12 protein-coding genes and 1 riboswitch are annotated in these 14,393 nt (G+C 65.6%); of the genes, 8 read left to right on the top strand and 4 right to left on the bottom strand.

The window, feature by feature from the left end:
* From thiS to thiC, 3 genes are read right to left on the bottom strand one after another with little or no spacing between them, the layout of a single operon-like run.
* A complete protein-coding gene (gene thiS, locus ACIDOCELLA78_RS98675; protein WP_201727655.1) occupies positions 1 to 207 on the bottom strand; it encodes a sulfur carrier protein ThiS in 207 nt (68 codons plus the stop codon).
* Positions 204 to 1,325: a glycine oxidase ThiO gene (gene thiO, locus ACIDOCELLA78_RS98680; RefSeq protein ID WP_201727656.1), complete on the bottom strand. Its 1,122-nt coding sequence runs from the start codon at positions 1,323 to 1,325 to the stop codon at positions 204 to 206. The genes thiS and thiO overlap by 4 nt, the downstream gene beginning before the upstream one ends.
* Before the next feature lie 4 nt (positions 1,326 to 1,329).
* Positions 1,330 to 3,150: a phosphomethylpyrimidine synthase ThiC gene (thiC, locus tag ACIDOCELLA78_RS98685; protein WP_201727657.1), complete on the bottom strand. Its 1,821-nt coding sequence runs from the start codon at positions 3,148 to 3,150 to the stop codon at positions 1,330 to 1,332.
* A gap of 42 nt (positions 3,151 to 3,192) precedes the next feature.
* Positions 3,193 to 3,297, bottom strand: a riboswitch (TPP riboswitch).
* 427 nt (positions 3,298 to 3,724) lie between these two features.
* Between thiC and ACIDOCELLA78_RS98690 the strand changes: the two genes are divergently transcribed.
* From ACIDOCELLA78_RS98690 to metG, 7 genes are all read left to right on the top strand, one after another.
* Positions 3,725 to 5,503, top strand: a complete 1,779-nt coding sequence (locus ACIDOCELLA78_RS98690; RefSeq protein WP_249674954.1) for a bifunctional diguanylate cyclase/phosphodiesterase — start codon at positions 3,725 to 3,727, stop codon at positions 5,501 to 5,503.
* Positions 5,504 to 5,582: 79 nt separating this feature from the next.
* Positions 5,583 to 6,248 (top strand): DsbA family oxidoreductase, encoded by a 666-nt coding sequence (locus ACIDOCELLA78_RS98695; protein WP_201727659.1) that lies wholly within the window; start codon positions 5,583 to 5,585, stop codon positions 6,246 to 6,248.
* 42 nt (positions 6,249 to 6,290) lie between these two features.
* Positions 6,291 to 7,250, top strand: a complete 960-nt coding sequence (locus ACIDOCELLA78_RS98700) for a lytic transglycosylase domain-containing protein (protein ID WP_201727660.1) — start codon at positions 6,291 to 6,293, stop codon at positions 7,248 to 7,250.
* Positions 7,247 to 8,131, top strand: a complete 885-nt coding sequence (locus tag ACIDOCELLA78_RS98705; protein ID WP_201727661.1) for an RlpA-like double-psi beta-barrel domain-containing protein — start codon at positions 7,247 to 7,249, stop codon at positions 8,129 to 8,131. Before ACIDOCELLA78_RS98700 ends, ACIDOCELLA78_RS98705 begins: the two co-directional genes overlap by 4 nt.
* Positions 8,128 to 8,760, top strand: a complete 633-nt coding sequence (gene tmk, locus ACIDOCELLA78_RS98710; RefSeq protein ID WP_201727662.1) for a dTMP kinase — start codon at positions 8,128 to 8,130, stop codon at positions 8,758 to 8,760. The genes ACIDOCELLA78_RS98705 and tmk overlap by 4 nt, the downstream gene beginning before the upstream one ends.
* The gene (locus tag ACIDOCELLA78_RS98715) at positions 8,760 to 9,728 is read left to right on the top strand and encodes a DNA polymerase III subunit delta' (protein ID WP_201727663.1); all 969 of its coding nucleotides are present in this window, start codon (positions 8,760 to 8,762) and stop codon (positions 9,726 to 9,728) included. The genes tmk and ACIDOCELLA78_RS98715 overlap by 1 nt, the downstream gene beginning before the upstream one ends.
* The gene (gene metG, locus ACIDOCELLA78_RS98720; RefSeq protein WP_201727664.1) at positions 9,725 to 11,260 is read left to right on the top strand and encodes a methionine--tRNA ligase; all 1,536 of its coding nucleotides are present in this window, start codon (positions 9,725 to 9,727) and stop codon (positions 11,258 to 11,260) included. The genes ACIDOCELLA78_RS98715 and metG overlap by 4 nt, the downstream gene beginning before the upstream one ends.
* Before the next feature lie 192 nt (positions 11,261 to 11,452).
* On the opposite strand, the gene ACIDOCELLA78_RS98725 is transcribed toward metG, so the two are convergent.
* Positions 11,453 to 12,607, bottom strand: coding sequence for a FliM/FliN family flagellar motor switch protein (locus tag ACIDOCELLA78_RS98725; protein ID WP_249674956.1), 1,155 nt, complete (start codon positions 12,605 to 12,607; stop codon positions 11,453 to 11,455).
* 258 nt (positions 12,608 to 12,865) lie between these two features.
* Between ACIDOCELLA78_RS98725 and istA the strand changes: the two genes are divergently transcribed.
* Positions 12,866 to 14,392 (top strand): IS21 family transposase, encoded by a 1,527-nt coding sequence (gene istA, locus ACIDOCELLA78_RS98730; RefSeq protein WP_201727680.1) that lies wholly within the window; start codon positions 12,866 to 12,868, stop codon positions 14,390 to 14,392.
* Position 14,393: the final 1 nt, after the last annotated feature.

Consider the following 14,393-nt stretch of genomic DNA (forward strand, 5'->3'; position numbering starts at 1 on the left):
TCAGCCTCCTCCGACCGCACGGACAATCTCGACCTCGTCGCCCGGCACCAGCCGCGTACGCGCCCAGGACGCCCGCGGCACCACGGAAGCGTTGAGCGCCACCGCCAGACCTTTGGTTTCGTGCAGCCCCTTTGCCTCCAGCAAAGCGGCAATGCTCGCCGCAATCGGCTCGAAGGTGCCGTTTACCCTGATTTCTTCGCGATTCATGCCGCACTCCTCACCCGCGCGAACCGCCCGATATCGAACGGGGCAATGCGCGGATCCAGCCTCTGCTCAAGGATTGTCGCCGCCATCGCTGCGGCGGTGACCGGGGTGAGCAGAATTCCGTTGCGGTGATGCCCGGTGCAGAACATTAGGCCGGGAAGGGCGCTCGGCCCGAGCACAGGCGCATCGTCGCGCGAGCCGGGCCGGAAACCGACCCAGGTCTCCACCAGGTCGAGCTCCTCGATCCCCGGCACGGCGCGCCAGGCGCCATCGAGCAGCGAATAAAGCCCGCCAGCCGTTATCGCGCCATCGAACCCGCGCTCCTCGACGGTTGCCCCGACGATGAGCAGCCCGCTCCGCCGCGGCACCAGATAGGCCCGTGGCGCCCAGATCACATGGCGCAGCAGGGGGGCTTCCGGGTCCATCTGCACCGAGAGCATCTGCCCCTTGATCGGGCGAACCGGGGGCAGCGGCACCGGCACGTCGAACGTGCCAGACCAGGCCCCCGCCGCCAGCACGACCACATCGGCCTCGTGGATGCCCTCGGCGGTCACCACGCCGCGGGCGCGGGCGCCGTCGGTCTCGATCCGCAGCACCGGCAGCCGCTCGCGCAGCACCCCGCCGGCGCGGCGGAAGGCCTCGCCCAGCGCCATCGTTGCCGCCCGGTTGTCGACCTGGATGTCATCTGGCGAGAACACCGCCCCGGCCAGTTGCGGCGCGAGATAGGGCTCGCGCGCGCGCGCCTCGACCGGCGTCAGCCATTCGAGGTCGATGCCCTGGCGTTTCTGGAATTCCATGTCGTGCCGCAGCTTCGCCGCATCGTCGCGGTTGAGGGCGATCAGTATCGTGCCCTCGCGCCGCAGCCCCACCTGCATGCCGGAGGCCGCCTCGAGTTCAGCCGCGAAATCCGGCCACAGCGCCAGCGATTTGTGGTTGAGCACCCCGAGCGCCTGTTCGCCCGGCTCCGCCTCGCAGCCGGCGGCGAGCATTCCGGCCGCGGCGTAGCTGGCGCCGCGGCCGATCGCATCGCGCTCGAATACCGTGGCTTCGGCGCCGCGCTGCGCGAGGCGCCAGCCCAGGGCGAGCCCGATGATGCCGCCGCCGATGATGGCGACCTTCATGGCTTCACTCCGCCGCCTGATCCTCGACATAGATGCGGCTGCCGCCATCGCGGAACTCGGCCGCCTTCTGTGCCAGCCCCTCATCGCGCGCCACCTCGTCGCGGATGTCCTGGGTGATTTTCATCGAGCAGAATTTCGGCCCGCACATCGAGCAGAAATGCGCGACCTTGTGCGCTTCCTTGGGCATCGTCTCGTCGTGGAACGCGCGCGCCGTGTCGGGGTCGAGGCCGAGATTGAACTGGTCTTCCCAGCGGAATTCGAACCGCGCCCGGCTCACCGCGTCGTCGCGCAGCTTCGCCGCCGGATGCCCCTTGGCGAGATCCGCCGCATGCGCCGCGAGGCGGTAGGTGATCACCCCGGTCTTCACGTCGTCGCGGTTCGGCAGGCCGAGATGTTCCTTCGGCGTCACGTAGCAGAGCATGGCGGTGCCGAACCAGCCGATCATCGCGGCCCCGATCGCCGAGGTGATGTGATCGTAGCCGGGTGCTATGTCGGTGGTCAGCGGCCCGAGCGTGTAGAACGGGGCCTCGTGGCAGACTTCGAGCTGCTTCTCCATGTTCTCCTTGATCTTGTGCATCGGCACATGGCCGGGGCCCTCGATCATCACCTGGCAGCCCTTGGCCCAGGCGATCTTGGTCAGCTCGCCCAGCGTCTCCAGCTCGGCGAACTGCGCCGCGTCATTGGCATCGGCAATCGAGCCGGGCCGCAGCCCGTCACCCAGCGAGAACGACACGTCATACTTGCGCATGATGTCGCAGATTTCGTCGAACTTCTCATAAAGGAAGCTCTCGCGGTGATGCGCGAGGCACCAGCGCGCCATGATCGAGCCGCCGCGCGAGACAATGCCGGTCACCCGCTTGGCCGTCAGCGGCACATGGGCAAGCCGCACCCCGGCATGGATGGTGAAATAGTCCACGCCCTGTTCGGCCTGCTCGATCAGCGTGTCGCGGAACACCTCCCAGTCGAGCTTGTCGGGATCGCCGCCGACCTTTTCCAGCGCCTGGTAGATCGGCACGGTGCCGATCGGCACCGGCGAGTTGCGCATGATCCAGGAGCGAATGTTGTGGATGTTCCGCCCGGTCGAGAGGTCCATCACCGTATCCGCCCCCCAGCGGATCGCCCAGACCAGCTTCTCGACCTCTTCCGCGGCTCCGGAGGTGACCGCCGAATTGCCGATATTGGCGTTGATCTTCACCAGGAAGTTGCGGCCGATGATCACCGGCTCCAGCTCGGGGTGGTTGATGTTCGCCGGAATGATCGCCCTTCCGGCGGCAATCTCGCTACGCACGAATTCCGGCGTCACGAATTCGGGGATCGCCGCGCCGAACCGCTCGCCATCCGCCCGCCGCGCCGCAGCCCCCTCGGCGGCCTTCGCCCGGCCGAGATTTTCGCGATGCGCGACATAGATCATCTCCTCGGTGACGATTCCGGCCCGCGCGTATTCATATTGCGTCACCAGCGCGCCGTCCTTGCCGGCGAACACGCGCCGCCCTGCGGGGCAGGGGGGCACCAGCCGGTCCGCCGCCGCGAATCCGTTATCCTCCGGTTTCACCGCCCGGCCGGCAACAGAATCGAAGCCGCGCCGTTCGATCCAGGCGCCGCGAACCTGCGGCAAGCCGTTGTCGAGATCGAGGCTGAAATGCGGGTCGGTGAACGGGCCCGACGTGTCATAGAGCCGGAACGGCGCTTCTCCCGCGCTCGGATGCAGATCGATCTCACGGAACGGCACGGCGATGTCTGGCCGCCCGTCGGGGGAGGTAAACACCTTGCGCGAGCCGGCGATCGGGCCGGTCGTGACGCTGGCAGGCTTGGTCTGGACATTCATGGCGCGCTCCTCGGAACAGGGGCGACGCTGGGGCGTGTGGTTCGGTCTGTTTGATCCCGTCCCTCCGCCGGCGTAACCCGGATCAGGTTCAAAGGGTTGCCGGACATCCAGCTCTCAGCGCCTGCGGGCGCACCCCTCGGTCCTATCACGATGGGTCTAGCGGCGTCGCAAGTCAAGTGCGCTACCGACCTGTCGGAATCCGAAACGTTTTGTTCACCTTTTCGGGCTATATGTCTTCATGAATTTTGGCATCACGGAGACCGAGGATCGACATGAACGGTTCTGCCCCGGCCCCCATCCGGCACCCCAGCCTCCGCCGCGTCGGGCCTGATGCACGGGCCCGGGCCCTTGCTGCGGCCGGACATCCGCCAGACCTTGCGGTCGTTCTGGGTCGGATCGGGTTTGGACTGGTCACGATGCCGCGCCGGCTTCCGTTTCCCCAAACGTCCCTGAGGCCGCTGTCATGACAGAGCGGGAAGCGGCTTGCACCACCTTCGATCCCACCGAAGTCGACCAGCTTCGCGCGGCATTGGCCCAGGCCACGGCAGATCTTGCCCGCGATCTGCCTGCGGGGATGGCGCATCCCGCCGTGCAGAAATTCAATCGCGTTGCAGGCCTCGCCCTCGACGTCGCGCAACGCTCGATCGGTTGTGCCCGCCAGGCGCTTGATGATCTGCAGACCGTTCATCGCATTGCCCGGATCGGGAACTGGCGGATCGCCGTCAAGGATCGTCGCGCGACATGGTCGGCCGACATGCACGAATTATTCGGCACCGATCCCGCATCGTTCGTCCCGCATGAAGATACGCTCACCAGCCAGATGGACGAAGCTGACCGCGCCACCTTCCTTGCGACCTTTGCGACGATTGTCGAAACCGGCGAGCCGGCCGCAGTGGAAGTCCGACTCGATGGCTGCGGCGAGGGGGCGCGGCGCTGGTTCTGGATCGACATGCGACCCGAAACCGGCTCCGCCGGCGCCGTGGTCGCCATACGCGGGTTCTGCCAGGAAATCACCGACCGCAAGCTGGCGCTCGAGCGGATCCGGTTCATGACCTCGCATGATCCGCTGACCAGCCTGATCAATCGCGGCCATCTGCTCGAGCGGCTCGACCAGGTGCTTGCCGAGGCGCGCCGCCGCCGTGAAAACGTCGCGCTGCTGACCTTTGATATCGATGATTTCAAGGGCATCAACGATCTGTTCGGCCATATGGCGGCTGACGGCGTGTTGCGCGAGGTCGCGGCACGGATCAGCCGTCAGGTCCGCGAAACGGATCTTGTCGCCCGCATCGGCGGCGACGAGTTCGTGGTGGTCGAAGCCGGCTGCGAGGAGCCGGAGGCGGTCGAAGCGCTGGCGCGCCGGCTGTTGCGCGCCATCGCCGAGCCGATCACTCTGTCCGATGGTCGCGAGATCGCCATTTCCGCGTCAGTGGGCATCGCGTTGCATCCCTTCGATGGCATGACCTCCAGCACGCTGCTCGCCCATAGCAGCCAGGCGCTGCATGTCATCAAAAAGGAAAGGCCCAACAGCCTTACTTTTTACGACGCCACGATCCAGTCGGAATGGCAGAAGCGGCGCGTACTCGAACAAGATCTCAGGCTGGCCCTCCAACACCGGGAACTGTCGCTGGTCTATCAGCCGATGATCTGCATGCGCACCGCCTTATGCAGCGGGTTCGAGGCGTTGCTGCGCTGGAACAGCCCGGTCCACGGACCGGTTGCGCCCGACCTTTTCATCGGCCTCGCAGAGTCGATCGGCCTGATGGAGGAGTTCGGAACCTGGGTTTTGCGTGAAGCCTGTGCCGAAGCTGCGCGGTGGTCGGCGCCGCTGACCGTCGCGGTGAACGTTTCGCCCATACAGATCCAGCACGGCGATCTCGCCGCGATCATTACCGACATTCTGCGCGAGACTGGCCTGCCGCCGTCCCGACTCGAAATCGAGGTTACCGAATCGATGCTGATTCGCAATTTCGAGCGGGCGGTGGATACGTTGCAGAGGATCAAGGCTCTCGGCGTCGGCATCTCGATCGATGATTTCGGCACCGGCTATTCTTCACTCGCAACGCTTCGAGCCTTTCCCTTCAACAAGCTCAAGATCGATCGCAGCTTTGTTCGTGACCTGGCAGAAGAATCCGAATCGCTCGCCATCGTCAATGCCGTCCTCGGCCTCGGGCGCGGGTTGCGCCTGCCGGTGGTGGTGGAAGGTGTGGAAACCGAGCGGCAGGCGGACATACTGAGGGATTGCGGAGCCGACGAAATTCAGGGCTACCTGTTTGGCCGGCCATCGCCGATTTCCACATATAGCGCGATTACGGACGCGATGCGCCCGCCGTGCCGCACCATCACCCTTCAATGATCCCAAAACTCCCTCGGGCCGTCGATACCTTTTCGCTTTGCCTGCCGGGACGCATCGGCTAGTCTGATTAGCCATGAATATGGCTCTGCCTCGCCCGCCGAGGGTGACCGTCGAGATCGTTTTCGATTTCGTCTGTCCTTGGTGCTATCTTGGCATTCACCGTTTTCAGCGTCTGCGCCAGAGCCGCCCCGATCTGCCGCTCACGCCAGTATGGCGGCCGTTTCTTCTCAATCCGGACATGCCCCGCAGCGGAATAAGCCGCGCCGATTACACTGCGCGCAAATTCGGCGACGAAGATCGCGCGCGGCGGTTTCATGCCGCCATTTCCAGCATCGCTGCCGAAGACGGTCTTGACCTCGCCTTTCCCCGGATCGCCCGCGCGCCGAGCACCGTCGATGCCCATCGCCTCGTCCGCCTCGCCCTTGAGCGTGGCGTAGCGGCGGAAGGGCTGGTTCTGGACATTTTCCAGGCCTATTTCTCGGCGGGCCTCGACATCGGCAACCCCGACGCTCTTGCCGCCATCGGTGAGGCAAATGGCTTGAGGCACAATGAGACCGCCGCCTTTCTCGCGAGCGACCGGGCGATCGAGCAGATCCATGCCGACAATCTGTTTGTCCATCGCCTCGGCATCAACGGCGTTCCCTGTTTCATCATCGATGGTCAGGCCGCGATTGCCGGCGCGCAGGAGCCGGATATTCTGGAACGCCTGATTGAACTCGCGGTAGCCGATGTTGAGGGAGCCTGAACCTCCCTTCCGCGACGACGCGGGGCGTGGCAGAACGAGGGGATGAAACGTCGTCTCCTGCTCGCCGCGCTACCGTCTACTCCCGCCCTGATTCGGCCGGCCCGCGCGGCCGGTTTTGAAGATTTCATCCACGAACTCGAAGGCCGGGCGCGTCGGGAAGGTGTTCCGTCCCATATCGCCGTCGCCGCCCTGTCCGGTCTGAAGCCGAACCGGGAGGTGATACGACATGAAACCCATCAGCCTGAATTCACCCTGACCTGGGCGCAATACAGCGCCCGCGTGGTCACCCAAACCCGCGTGGCCGCGGGAAGGGCGGCCTTCGCCGAGCATCGGGTCATTCTCGATCGGCTCCGGTCCCGCTTTGGCGTCGCCGCCGCGCCGATCATGGGCATCTGGGGGATCGAAACCGATTTCGGCCATTATCAGGGCGATTTCAACGTGATCGACTCCCTCGCCACGCTCGCCTGGTACAAGAACAGCGCCTATTTCAGCCGCGAGGCCATCGCCGCGATGCGCATCGTCTCCCGCGGCGACATCCGCCTTCCCGAGTTGCGCGGCTCATGGGCCGGCGCCATGGGGCAACCGCAATTCATGCCGAGCATCTATCTCAGTACCGCAGTCAGTTATTCAGGCCATGGCCAACCAAATATCTGGACCAGCGTGCCAGACACAATGGCATCGATCGCCAATTACATGCACAAGTCGCACTGGCGGCTCGGCCTGCCATCGAGCGAGCCCGTGCTGATCCCACAGCATTTCGACACCGCACTGGCTGGTCGCGACCACTCGCTGCCCCTGGGCCGCTGGCAGGCGCTGGGCATCCATCGCCTGGCACCGGCTCGTCGCCTGCCGGCATCCACCCCGGCCTCGCTGCTGCTGCCGGATGGCCCGCACGGGGAAGCGTTCCTCGCCTTCGGCAATTTCCGCGCGATCCGCAGCTACAACCCGTCCGATCTCTACGCCCTCGCGGTCGGTGAACTCGGCCGCCGGATTCTCGCATGATCCGCCTGACCCTGCTGCTGGCCGCGGTGCTGGCTCTTGCCGGGTGTACACGGCCATTCCATCATTCCGGATTGGCGGCGCACGTTCACTATACGATCGGGAAGCCCTACGAGGCGGGTGGACAATGGCATTATCCGCGCGTTTTCAATCGTTATGACCGAACTGGGCTTTCCGCGGTCATTCCATCCGGGCCTGCCCGGCTTACCGCGGATGGCGAGGCGTATCGCGCCAGCGGTCTCATGGCCCAGAGCACGGTCCTGCCGCTGCCCTCGATCGTGCGGATCACCAATCTGGATACCGGCCGCAGTCTGACCGTCCGCGTGAACGATCGCGGTCCGATGCAGCCAGGGCGGATCATTGCAGTCACGCCCCGCGTCGCCCGTCTTCTCGGAATGCCGTCCAACGGTCTCGCCGAGGTCCGCGTCCGGCTGCTGGCCGGGCGCTCGTCGACCTTGCAGGCCAGTCTCGGCGTCGGTCCGCATCTCACAGCGGCGCCGGTCAGTTCGGTCGCTGCCGCCGCCCTGCCGCCGCCACCGGGCGCCACAGGCACAGCCGGTACCTTTATTGCTACCCCTGCCCACCCTGCCACGCGCCAACGCAACGCCGGCGCAGCAGCGCACCTCTCCGGCATGGTGCGCATCGGCCCATCTTCCCCCGGCCCGCTCTATGTCGAGATCCCGGGATTTGGGTCGAGCGCCGACGCGATGAACCTTCACGCTCGTCTTTACGGCATGCCGGGTGAGGTTGTTCCGCAGTCCGCCGGCGGTCGCACGCTCTACGCCATGCGCCTTGGTCCCTATGACAGCGTACCCGCCGCCGATGCGGCGCTACGTGCATTGCTCGACCGGGGCATCGCCGGCCCAGGGATCGTGGTTCGGTGAACCTCCGCGGTGTTTTCATCACCATTGAAGGCGGGGAGGGGGCCGGCAAGTCAACGCAGATCACCCGGCTTGCCGACCGGCTCCGCGCCGCCGGGCACGAGGTTCTGACCACCCGCGAGCCAGGCGGCACGCCGGGAGCCGAGGCTATCCGCGCGCTGATGCTCGACCCCGAGCGCCATTTCACGCCGCTTGCCGACACGTTGCTGGTTTTTGCTGCCCGTGCCGATCATGTCACGGCAGTCATCCGTCCGGCGCTCGAACGCGGCGCCGTGGTGCTGTGCGACCGTTTCACCGATTCCACCATGGCCTATCAGGGCTATGGCCTTGGTGTGGACCGGGCGACGATCGCAACACTTGGCACGATGATCGGCGTGGCGCCCGATCTCACGCTGATCCTCGACCTGCCGGATGCCGTCGCACGTGCGCGGCTCGCCTGTCGCGGCAGCGCCGCCGACCGGTACGAGAAATTCGATGCCGGCTTTTACGCGCGGGTCGCTGCCGGATTTTGCGCCATCGCCGCCGCCGCGCCGGAACGCTGCGCCGTGGTCGACGCTGCGGGCCGGATCGAGGAGGTGACCGAAGCCCTTGCCGCTTGCATCCGCGCCCGGCTCGGCCTCGCCATCGCCTGATGCTGTCGCCCCGCGCCAACCCCCAACTGTTTGGCCATGACAGCGCCGTCGCGGAGCTTTTCCGTGCCGCGACTGGCGCGCGCCTGCATCACGCCTGGCTGATCGCCGGTCCGCCGGGGATTGGCAAGGCGACGCTGGCCTTCCGCTTCGCCCGCTGGCTGCTCGCCGGCGCCCGCACGCCCGACCTGTCGCTGTCCGCGCGCGATCCTGCTTTCCGCCGCATCGCCACCGGCGCGCATGCCGACCTGCTGGTGATCGAGCGCCGTTATGACGAGAAGCGCAAGCGGATGCAGGGCGAAATCGTGGTCGACACGGTCGCCGCCGCCGGCCGTTTTCTGCGGCTGACGCCGGGCGAGGGGGGGTGGCGCGTCGTCATCGTCGATGGCGCCGAGGCGCTGAACCGCAATGCCGCCAATGCGCTGCTCAAACTGCTCGAGGAACCGCCGGCGCGGGCGATCTGGCTGCTGGTCAGCCACGCGCCCGGCCGGCTGCTGCCCACCATCCGCAGCCGCTGCCGCCGGCTCGATCTCGACCCGCTGCCAGCCGAAACCGTCAGCAACCTGCTGGCCGCCGATCTCCCCGAACTTCCCGATGAACGCCGCACGGCCCTGGCCAGACTGGCCGAAGGATCGATCGGACGCGCGCTCTCGCTGGCCGATGCCGATGGCCTGGCTCTGGCCGGCCTTGTCGGCGAGGCGCTCGCCGGCCCGCTCCCGCCCGCGCGCAGCGCCGCCATCGCCGATACGGTGGCCCGCGCCGATGACGGATTCGCCACCTTCGCCGACCTGCTGCGCGCCGCGCTGGCCACCGAAACCCGCGCCGCCGCCCGCGCCAACCCGTCGTCCGCGCTTGATGGCCGCGCCCGGCTCTGGCAGGAGTTCGGCAGGATCGCGGCGGAGGTCGACGGTCTCAATCTCGACCCGCGTGCGGCGGTTCTGACCATGCTCCAGCTTCTCCGAGTGCCATGACCCGAAAATTCTACATCACGACCCCGATCTATTACGTGAACGGTGCGCCGCATATCGGCCACGCCTACACCTCGGTCGCCGCCGACGCGCTCGCGCGCTTCAAGCGGCTGGACGGGTTCGATGTGCATTTCCTCACCGGCACCGACGAGCATGGCCAGAAGGTCGAGGCGACCGCCCGCGCGAACAATATCGCCCCGCAAGAGTTCACCGACCGCATTTCCAGCGAGTTCCGCGCCATGGCGCAGGCGATGAACATCTCGAACGATGATTTCATCCGCACCACCGAGCCGCGCCATATCCGCTCATGCCAGGCGATCTGGCAGGCGATCGAGCGGGCAGGGGCCATCGAACTCGGCCATTACGAGGGGTGGTATGCCGTTCGCGACGAGGCCTTTTACGACGAGAGCGAACTCGTCACCGGCGCCGACGGCGTCAAGCGCTCGCCCTTCGGGGCGCCGGTCGAGTGGGTGCGTGAACCCTCATATTTCTTCAAACTCAGCATGTTCCAGGATCGTCTTCTAAAATTGTATGAAGACAATCCGGACTTTATCCAGCCCGCCTCCAGCCGCAACGAAGTGCTGTCCTTCGTCCGCTCCGGCCTTCGCGACATCTCGATCAGCCGCACCAGCTTCAAATGGGGCATTCCCGTTCCCGGCGCACCCGATCACGTGATGTATGTCTGGATCGACGCGCTGACCAACTATCTCACCGCCTGCGGCTATCCGGACATGGACGCGCCGCTGATGAAATACTGGCCGGCCGATCTGCATCTGGTCGGCAAGGAAATCACCCGCTTCCACGCCGTCTACTGGCCGGCGATGCTCATGGCTGCCGGCCTGCCGGTGCCGCGCCGCATCTTCGCCAATGGCTGGTGGACGATCGAGGGCGAAAAGATGAGCAAGTCGCTCAACAATGCCCTGGCCGTCGAGCCGCTGATCGCCGAATTCGGGCTCGACCAGCTCCGCTTCTGCCTGCTGCGCGAAATGCCCTTTGGCAATGACGGCAATTTCTCCCGCCGTTCGGTGATCACGCGGATCAATGTCGAGCTTGCCAACGATCTCGGCAACCTCGCGCAGCGCACGCTCTCCTTCATCGCCAAGAATGCCGGTGGCGTGGTGCCCGAAGCCGGCCCCGCAGCCGAAGCCGATCACGCGTTGCGTGCGATTGCTGACGGCCTGCCGGACCGCATGCGCGATGCGATGCACCGCCTGGCGTATCAGGAAGCGATCGAGGAAGTCTGGAAACTGGTCCGCGCCGCCAACGCGTATATCGACCACCAGGCACCCTGGGCCCTGCGCAAGACCGACCAGGAGCGGATGCGTGCCGTATTGCGGACCCTCTGCGAGGCGCTGCGTGTGATCGGAATCCTGTTGCAACCCTTCATGCCGGAGACAATGGCCATATTGCTGGACCAGCTTGCCGTCCCGGCCGATCGGCGTGACTTCGCGGCGCTGGCGATCCCGCTCGATACCGGCACCGCGCTGCCGGCGCCGTCCGGCCTGTTCCCCCGGATCGTCGAGACGGTTCCCTGATCTGATGTGCCCATCTGGTGACGATAGGGCGGGGTGAGCGAGCTCGGCAAACCCGATCCTCAGCCACTCCGGCGGGATCGGGCAGGGGGCCGAGCGCTTTCCGATCCATCCGGATCGGGTGTAGTGCTCTGTGAGATTTATAAGTGGAGCATCTTTATCCGATCAGATCACTCCATCAGATCGGGTGATCCCCTAATCCCGCTCGCGGGGAATCCAGCCGCGGATCTCGGCGGCCAGTTTGCCGTGCCGAACGCCGAGTCGTCCGGCGAAAAGGTCGACATTGCCGCACCGCAATACGATATCGGAGCCACGCGGCGCGTTGATCTGGATGATGTCGCCCACGCGCAACTCCATTACCGCGCCCAGCTTCATCGTCTGCTCGTCGAGCACCGCTTCGAGTTCCACATCGGTATGCCAGAGTTCCTCGGCGAGATGGCTTTCCCAGATCGAATCACGACCGAATTTTTCGCCCATGAATTGCTGCAGCAGCAATTCGCGAACTGGTTCCAGCGTGGCGAACGGCAGGATGATGTCGATCGTGCAATTCCGTCCCGCTGAATGCAGGCTGAGTCGCGCCGTCAGCGCCACGCCCGAATTGCGCCCGATTGTTGCGAAACGTGGATCTGTTTCGGTTCGTTCGAAATCGAACGTAACATCGCAGATCGGCCCGAAGCTGCTTCTGAGATCGTGCAGCACGACGCGGATAAGCCGCTCGGACAGGTTTCGGCTGATCGAGGTGACCGGCTTCGGGATCCGATCGGATGAAATCGCCATGCGGCGCCCGCCGAGCAGGATTTCAGTCAGATTGTTGACGGTCTCGGCATCGAGGTGAATGAGCCCGAGATTGTCCCACTCCCGCGCGCGGAACACGCCTAGCAACGCCAGAGGCCTGATTTCCGCGAAACTGTCGGCGAGCCGGCGCGAGGCAAGCCGGGTAAGGCGGACCTCGACATTGTCCTGAAACAGGTTGCGCAAGGAGCCCGCCAGGATGCGCGACAGACGTTCGAAAACGACTTCCGCCATCGGCAGGCGTTCATAACTGTCCGCCCGACCATAAAGCAGTCGGTTGGCGTCCTCTTCGGCCTCCGGTTCCAGCTCCTCTTCCTCGTCGACCGCGCCGCCAGACAGGATGGAATCAATCTCCTCCTGAGCCAGCTGCGTCGCATCGCTGTTTCTGTCCGTTCGAGCTTGACCGCTCATCCGCTCCTTTGCTCCCGCAGGGCCGCTCGTCAGGATTGGCCGTTCAATTCCGGTCCACCTTGCCGCAATCCGGTTAACAAAATGTTGAGAACGTCCTCGTAATGTCGGTTGTCGCCCCGTTACATATCGGCGCGAGAGTGCAGCCATGCGGGCGGTGGGCGCAGGCCGGGATGAACGGGTGCTGATTCCGGGCTCAATTCGCCCGGGATTCCGAGATTAACTCGCCCGGGATTCCGGGAATTATTCGCCCACCTATTCCGAGATTAATTCGCCCACCTGTTCCGACTTTTATTCGCCCAGGCGGGCGGGGTTGGCCGGGTTGGCTTGAGGTCTCTGCTGGCTGGTTCAGGTTCCCTCCCTTTGGCTGATCGAGGGAGCGGATGAATGCCAGTGGAGCGGATTGCGATGCGCGATGTGCGCGAGATTGTCAGATTGAGGATGGCGGGGCTTTCGACCCGCCAGGTGGGGATCCGGGTCGGGGTTGCGGCATCGACGGTGCGCTTGACGCTGCGGCGACTGGAGGCGGCCGGGCTCGATGGGCCAGGGGCTCTGGCGCTGTCCGAAGCGGCATTGGAAAGGCGCTTGTTCGACGGCGCGGTGGGCAAGCGGCCGGGGCATCGACGTGTGGATGAGCCGGACTGGGGGCGTATCCGCCGCGAGTTGCAGCGCAAGCACGTGACGCTGTCGATCCTGTGGGACGAGTATATTGCCGAGCACCCGGATGGGTATCGCTACAGCCGGTTCTGCGAGCTCTACCGGAGCTGGGAAGCCCGGCTACCGGTGACGATGCGCCAGACCCACGCATCGGGCGAGAAGCTGTTCGTCGATTATGCCGGCGACACGGTGCCGGTGGTGATCGACCGGCTCACCGGCGAGACGCGTGCGGCCCAGATCTTCGTCGCCGTTCTCGGCGCATCGAGCTTCACCTATGCTGAGGCGACCTGGACCCAGACCCTGCCGGACTGGATCGAGGCGCATAATCGCACTCTGGCAGCAATTGGCGGCGTGCCGGCGCTGCTGGTGCCCGACAACGCCAGGGTCGCGATCATCCGCGCCTGCCTCTACGATCCACAGGTCAACCGGACCTACACCGATATGGCGCGCCATTACGGCACGGCCATTCTCCCGGCGCGGCCGCGGCGGCCGCGTGACAAGGCGAAGGTCGAGGTGGCGGTTTTGCTGGCGGAGCGGTGGCTGCTGGGCAAGCTGCGCAACCGGGCATTTTACGGCCTCGCCGAACTGAATGCCGCGATCGCTGAATTCTGCCGCTGGCTGAACGAGGAGCGGGTCGTCCGTCGCCTGGGGGCGACAAGACGGCATCTGCTGGAAACACTCGATCGTCCCGCGCTGAAGGAACTGCCGGCCGAACCCTATGTGCTGGCGCAATGGCGGCGCCGGCGGGTCGGCATCGATTATCACGTCGAGATCGAGAAGCATTTTTACTCCGTCCCCTACCGGCACGCCCGCGCCGAGGTCGAGGCCCGGTTCACCGTGCGCACGGTCGAGATCTTTCTCCGTGGCGAACGGATCGCCGTGCACGCACGCAGGCCGGGTAACGGCAAACACACGACGATCGCCGAGCACATGCCCTCGAGCCACCGGCGTTATGGCGACTGGACCATCGCACGGATCCATCAGGAAGCCGCACGGCTTGGTCCCTCGGTCGCGACACTCTGCACCCTGATCCTCGAACGCCGGCCTCATCCGGAGCAGGGGTTCCGCGCCTGCATCGGCATCCTTCGCCTGGCCCGCAGTGTTGGCGCCGACCGGCTCGATGCCGCGGCCGAGCGCGCGCTCACCATCGGCACCCTGACCTACGGCTCGGTCAAATCCATCCTCGATAACCGGCTGGAGCGAGCCGCCGGCACCGCCAGTCCCGATCCCACCCCGATCCGCCACCCCAACATCCGGGGCGGCGGATATTTCCACTGAT

It is taken from the genome of Acidocella sp. C78 (genome assembly GCF_907164655.1).

Bases quoted from the DNA above. Each gene is read 5' to 3' on its own strand.
- thiS (WP_201727655.1), bottom strand. From the start codon at position 207: ATGAATCGCGAAGAAATCAGGGTAAACGGCACCTTCGAGCCGATTGCG.
- thiO (WP_201727656.1), bottom strand. From the start codon at position 1,325: ATGAAGGTCGCCATCATCGGCGGCGGCATCATCGGGCTCGCCCTGGGC.
- thiC (WP_201727657.1), bottom strand. From the start codon at position 3,150: ATGAATGTCCAGACCAAGCCTGCCAGCGTCACGACCGGCCCGATCGCC.
- ACIDOCELLA78_RS98690 (WP_249674954.1), top strand. From the start codon at position 3,725: ATGGCGCATCCCGCCGTGCAGAAATTCAATCGCGTTGCAGGCCTCGCC.
- ACIDOCELLA78_RS98695 (WP_201727659.1), top strand. From the start codon at position 5,583: ATGGCTCTGCCTCGCCCGCCGAGGGTGACCGTCGAGATCGTTTTCGAT.
- ACIDOCELLA78_RS98700 (WP_201727660.1), top strand. From the start codon at position 6,291: ATGAAACGTCGTCTCCTGCTCGCCGCGCTACCGTCTACTCCCGCCCTG.
- ACIDOCELLA78_RS98705 (WP_201727661.1), top strand. From the start codon at position 7,247: ATGATCCGCCTGACCCTGCTGCTGGCCGCGGTGCTGGCTCTTGCCGGG.
- ACIDOCELLA78_RS98715 (WP_201727663.1), top strand. From the start codon at position 8,760: ATGCTGTCGCCCCGCGCCAACCCCCAACTGTTTGGCCATGACAGCGCC.
- metG (WP_201727664.1), top strand. From the start codon at position 9,725: ATGACCCGAAAATTCTACATCACGACCCCGATCTATTACGTGAACGGT.
- ACIDOCELLA78_RS98725 (WP_249674956.1), bottom strand. From the start codon at position 12,607: ATGGCTGCACTCTCGCGCCGATATGTAACGGGGCGACAACCGACATTA.
- istA (WP_201727680.1), top strand. From the start codon at position 12,866: ATGCGCGATGTGCGCGAGATTGTCAGATTGAGGATGGCGGGGCTTTCG.